Source organism: Sulfurimonas sp. (genome assembly GCF_027056685.1).
GTDB lineage: Bacteria > Campylobacterota > Campylobacteria > Campylobacterales > Sulfurimonadaceae > Sulfurimonas.
Map to the genome: position 1 here is coordinate 1 of NZ_JALUKE010000085.1, position 4403 is coordinate 4403.

Sequence of the window (4403 nt, forward strand, 5' to 3'; positions counted from 1 at the left end):
ACTCTGCCTTGGTCGGTATTATATTACTTGTACCACTTTTTTACTATATGATATATATGAAAAATATTTACAGTATTGAAAACGAGTTGCTACTCAAAGAAAAATCATTGCTTATTGTAAACGCAATGCAAGAGTATGACGAACAGGATGAGTATTTTGAGTATCCTCGTTTTAAGAGCTTTCAATCAGGTCTCTATGATGCAAATTTTCATCCCATTTTTACACTAATACGCTCAGAGATGAAGTACTTTAAGAGTGGTTATTATATAGATAGAGATGATGCCTATTATGTCATTAAATTACCTAAAGAGCGTTATTTTAATGCCAGTTATCTTGTTTTACACAACAAAATCTCCTACGCTTCTGTTTACGAAAAAGTCCTTTTTATTCTTTTTAGCATTATTATTTTGGTATTTATTTTAAGTGCTTACTTCTTAAGAACCTTTGCACGGCCTTTTCAAAAGATGAACAAGCAGCTCGACAACTTCATCAAAGACTCCATGCATGAAATCAACACACCGCTCTCTATCATCAATGTAAACATTGACCTCTACAACCGCAAAAATGAACAAAACAAATATATGCAAAGGATGAAAGCTGCATCAAAAGTGCTCTCAAATATCTATAACGATATGGACTACCTTATCAAATATGAAAAGCTCAATCAAGACAAACGAGACATTCCTCTTGCTTCTTTTGTTCAAGAGCGCATTGATTACTTCGCAGAAGTTGCTGCTATGAAAAACATTGTCATTCATACAGAGCTTCAAGAGTGCGGCTCTGTTTATATGAATGACAAACAGCTCCAAAGGCTCATAGACAACAATATTTCAAACGCAGTGAAGTACTCTTATGAAAACTCCACAATAGACATTGGACTTTATATGAAAGATGGGCGTTGTCATCTTGCGTTTCAAGATTACGGCGTCGGTATTGAAAAAGTTGAGAAGATATTTAGTCGCTATTATAGAGAAAACAGTGAAAAAGGTGGTTTTGGCATTGGTCTTAACATTGTTAAATCTATCATCAAGCATGAAAACATCGAACTAAAAATAGAGTCTCATCTCAAAAAAGGCTCCCTCTTTCTCTATATTTTCCCACCTCAAGAAAATTTATAATATAAATAAAACTAATTTTACACTTATTTTACATTCTATAGATAAACTTGCTCCTGAAAATAAATAGGAGGAACGAGAATGAAGAAAACAGTAATGATTTCATTGCTCATCGGAGCTTCACTTTTTGCTACGGATTACAGCAAAGTGATAACACATCCCGATGCAAGTAAAATGATTGAAAAAGATTTGCTAGCACCCCCAAAGGTTTACACAATGCCTGCTGGATGTATAACAAATGATCCTGACGCAATAGCTAGAGGTAAGTATATTTTTAACAACCTCAATGGTAAAAAAGCGAAGAAGAATCCTCCAAAAGGTCTATCACGCAGACAAATGAAAGCAGGTGTTACATACCTTCCAGGACAAAAGATTCCTTTTAAACAGTATGGAAACTGTGTTGCTTGTCACAATATAGAAGCTGCAAGAGGTGCTGGAAATATTGGTCCAGACCTAACAGACTACAAAGAAAACTTCATAGATACTGAGGGAAGAAACCATCAGTTTGTTTATCAAAAAATTGCTGATGCACGCATCGACAATCCAGAGACGCATATGACAATTAACTTAACAACTAAGTTATTCACACCAAGAGAAGTATGTGATATAGCATCATATATAGTATCTCCAAAATAAAACTAAGGAAAGTAAACTATGCAAAGAAGAGATTTTTTCAAAAAATTAGGTACGGCAGCAGCTGTTGCGGCAGTTGTTCCAACTATGAGTTTCGCCGCTAGTGCGCCAAAACCAACAGGTCCAAACAAGATGGACTTCAAAACGGCAGTAGATGTAATAACAGGCGGTAAAACACCAAAGAAATCAAGTAAAGTAAAGCTAAAAGCTCCTGAAATTGCTGAGAATGGGGCTGTTGTTCCTGTAACGGTTACAGTTGATTCTCCTATGACAGCTTCAAATTATGTTAAAGCTATCCATATATTAAATGGAAAAAATTCAAATGCACGCTGTATTGATGTATTTTTGACTCCGGCAAATGGTAAAGCAATGTTTTCTACTCGTATTAAACTTGGTGGTACACAAGATGTGACTGCTATTGTAGAGTTAAGTGATGGTACATTTTTAATGGCTTCTCAAAGTGTAAAAGTAACTATCGGCGGTTGTGGTTGATTTTCAACCTTCTCCAAAACAGATAAAAAATATAAAAATAAGAGGATAGTAAAATGGCACAAACTAGAAAGTCACTAATTAAAATTAAACCAAAAAGATATAAAGACGGCGAAATCGTAAAAGTAAGTTTTATGGTAATGCACCCAATGGCGACAGGAATGGGCAAAGATAAAAAAACAAAGAAAATCATTCCTGCAAAATATATAAACAGCGTTAAGTTTGTTTATAATGGTAAAGAGATCACGCATATGACTGTATGGGAATCACTTTCAGTAAACCCTGTATTTACAATGTATATGAAAATAACTGGAAAAGGCAAACTCGTCGTAACATATACAGACAATACTGGCGAAGTTCATGAAAAAAGCAAAAAGATTAAACCAAGAGGATAATCAGATGAAAACAGGTATTAAAATAGCACTATCAGTTGCCATGCTTGCTTCAATCTCTTTTGCTGGTGAACAGTTTGCAATGAGTGACGCAGACCGTGCAATGTATGCAGAGATGGCAGAGAATAATCCTGCCGATATTATGGTTGCAGATGGTGAAGAGTTACTGGGTTATATGGGTAGAGATGCAGGTCTTGCAAAATATCTCGGCGTAAGTGAAGATGACCTTCCTACATATATAGCAGGTTTTCCACGCTACATTAAAAAATTTGATATGGTCGTAGGACTCGATCAAGTAATTCAGGCGATGATGGCAGATGGTGGAAACAAACCACTAAAACTTAAAAGCGGAAATATGTTTTCACTTTTAGCATATGTAAAATCAATCGCAAATGATGAAAAGATAAATATAGATGTAAATGCAAATCCACAAATGAAAGAAGCATATGCTTTGGGTGAAAAAACATTTATGACAAGACGTGGTGGTCGAGGGCTCTCATGTAACTCATGCCACTCACCAGATGTTGTAGGAAGAGTGCTTAGAACACAACCTCTCCCAGATTTGGGTGTAAATGGAGCTAAATCTGCTGCAACTTGGCCGGCATACAGAATGACAAAATCATCACTTAGAACGATGCAACGCCGTTTTCAAGGATGTATGAAAAATGCACTTCTAAAAGTAATACCTATCGGTTCAAAACAGATGGTAGCTCTTGAAGTATATTTAACACAAAAGTCAAAGGGGGCTGAAATAGCTATCCCTGGTCTAAAAAGATAGAAGGCAGATAATGGAAATTTCAAGAAGAGACTTTATGCATATTGCAGCAATCTTTGGACTAGGTGCGGCTACAAGTAGTTTTGCTAGTTCAAAATCAATAGAGCAAATAGGTTTAAAAGATATATATGAATTTGATTCTATGGGTAATTTTACACTTATGCACATTTGTGACTTACATGCCCATATTAAACCCCTCTACTGGAGAGAGCCTTCAACTTTGATCTCTGCTCCAAATTTAGTAGGGACACCAGGCTTCTTATGTGGTGAATCATTTGAAAAATTTTATGGACTTGAACCAAGTTCATTGGATGCTTATTTTGATACATATATGGATTTTAATGCACTTGCTCATAAATTTGGAAAAATGGGTGGTGTTACACATATAAAAACACTTACCGACCATATTATTGCCCAACGAGGTAAGAAAAATGTTCTTTTCCTTGACTCTGGTGACACATGGCAAGGGACAGGTGTTGCACTTAAAAGCCGTGGTGAAGCTATTGTAAAAGCACAAAACTACCTTGGTATAGATGCTATGGTAGGACATTGGGAATTTACTTATGGAAAAGAGCGTGTTAAAGAACTTATAGATATGCTCGATGCAAAATTCATTTCACAAAATGTTGTGGGTGATGATCCTTTCGCCGATGAGTATGAAGAGCTAATATTTGAGCCGTACACTATTGAAGAGAGAGGTGGTGCAAAGATTGGTATTATTGGGCAGTCATTCCCATTCACTTCTACTGCAAACCCTAAAGAGTTTACAGAGGGTTGGAGTTTTGGTCTTAGAGTTGAAACACTTCAAGAGTATGTAAATGAACTAAAAAATGAGAAAAAAGTTGACTGTGTTGTTCTTCTCTCTCATGATGGATTTAGTGTTGATCAAGAAGTGGCTCGAAGTGTTAAGGGTATAGACTTTATACTTAGTGGACATACACATGACCCTTCACCAAAACCAGTGGTTATAAATGGTACTGTTATTGTAATTGCAGGAAG

5 protein-coding genes and 1 pseudogene are annotated in these 4403 nt (G+C 36.0%); all 6 read left to right on the top strand.

Annotated elements, in window-relative coordinates:
• Nucleotides 1-1118, top strand: a 1118-nt coding sequence (locus MVY38_RS03725; protein ID WP_297483714.1) for a HAMP domain-containing sensor histidine kinase, incomplete at its 5' end; no start/stop codon positions are given.
• A gap of 78 nt (nucleotides 1119-1196) precedes the next feature.
• A complete protein-coding gene (soxX, locus tag MVY38_RS03730; RefSeq protein WP_297483716.1) occupies nucleotides 1197-1751 on the top strand; it encodes a sulfur oxidation c-type cytochrome SoxX in 555 nt (184 codons plus the stop codon).
• Nucleotides 1752-1769: 18 nt separating this feature from the next.
• Nucleotides 1770-2240, top strand: a complete 471-nt coding sequence (gene soxY, locus MVY38_RS03735; RefSeq protein ID WP_297483717.1) for a thiosulfate oxidation carrier protein SoxY — start codon at nucleotides 1770-1772, stop codon at nucleotides 2238-2240.
• A gap of 53 nt (nucleotides 2241-2293) precedes the next feature.
• On the top strand, nucleotides 2294-2632 hold the full coding sequence (soxZ, locus tag MVY38_RS03740; protein ID WP_297483719.1) for a thiosulfate oxidation carrier complex protein SoxZ: 339 nt from the start codon (nucleotides 2294-2296) through the stop codon (nucleotides 2630-2632).
• Between the two features lie 4 nt (nucleotides 2633-2636).
• On the top strand, nucleotides 2637-3407 hold the full coding sequence (soxA, locus tag MVY38_RS03745; protein WP_297483721.1) for a sulfur oxidation c-type cytochrome SoxA: 771 nt from the start codon (nucleotides 2637-2639) through the stop codon (nucleotides 3405-3407).
• A 10-nt stretch (nucleotides 3408-3417) separates the two neighbouring features.
• Nucleotides 3418-4403, top strand: a pseudogene (locus MVY38_RS03750) (thiosulfohydrolase SoxB); the annotation flags it as partial.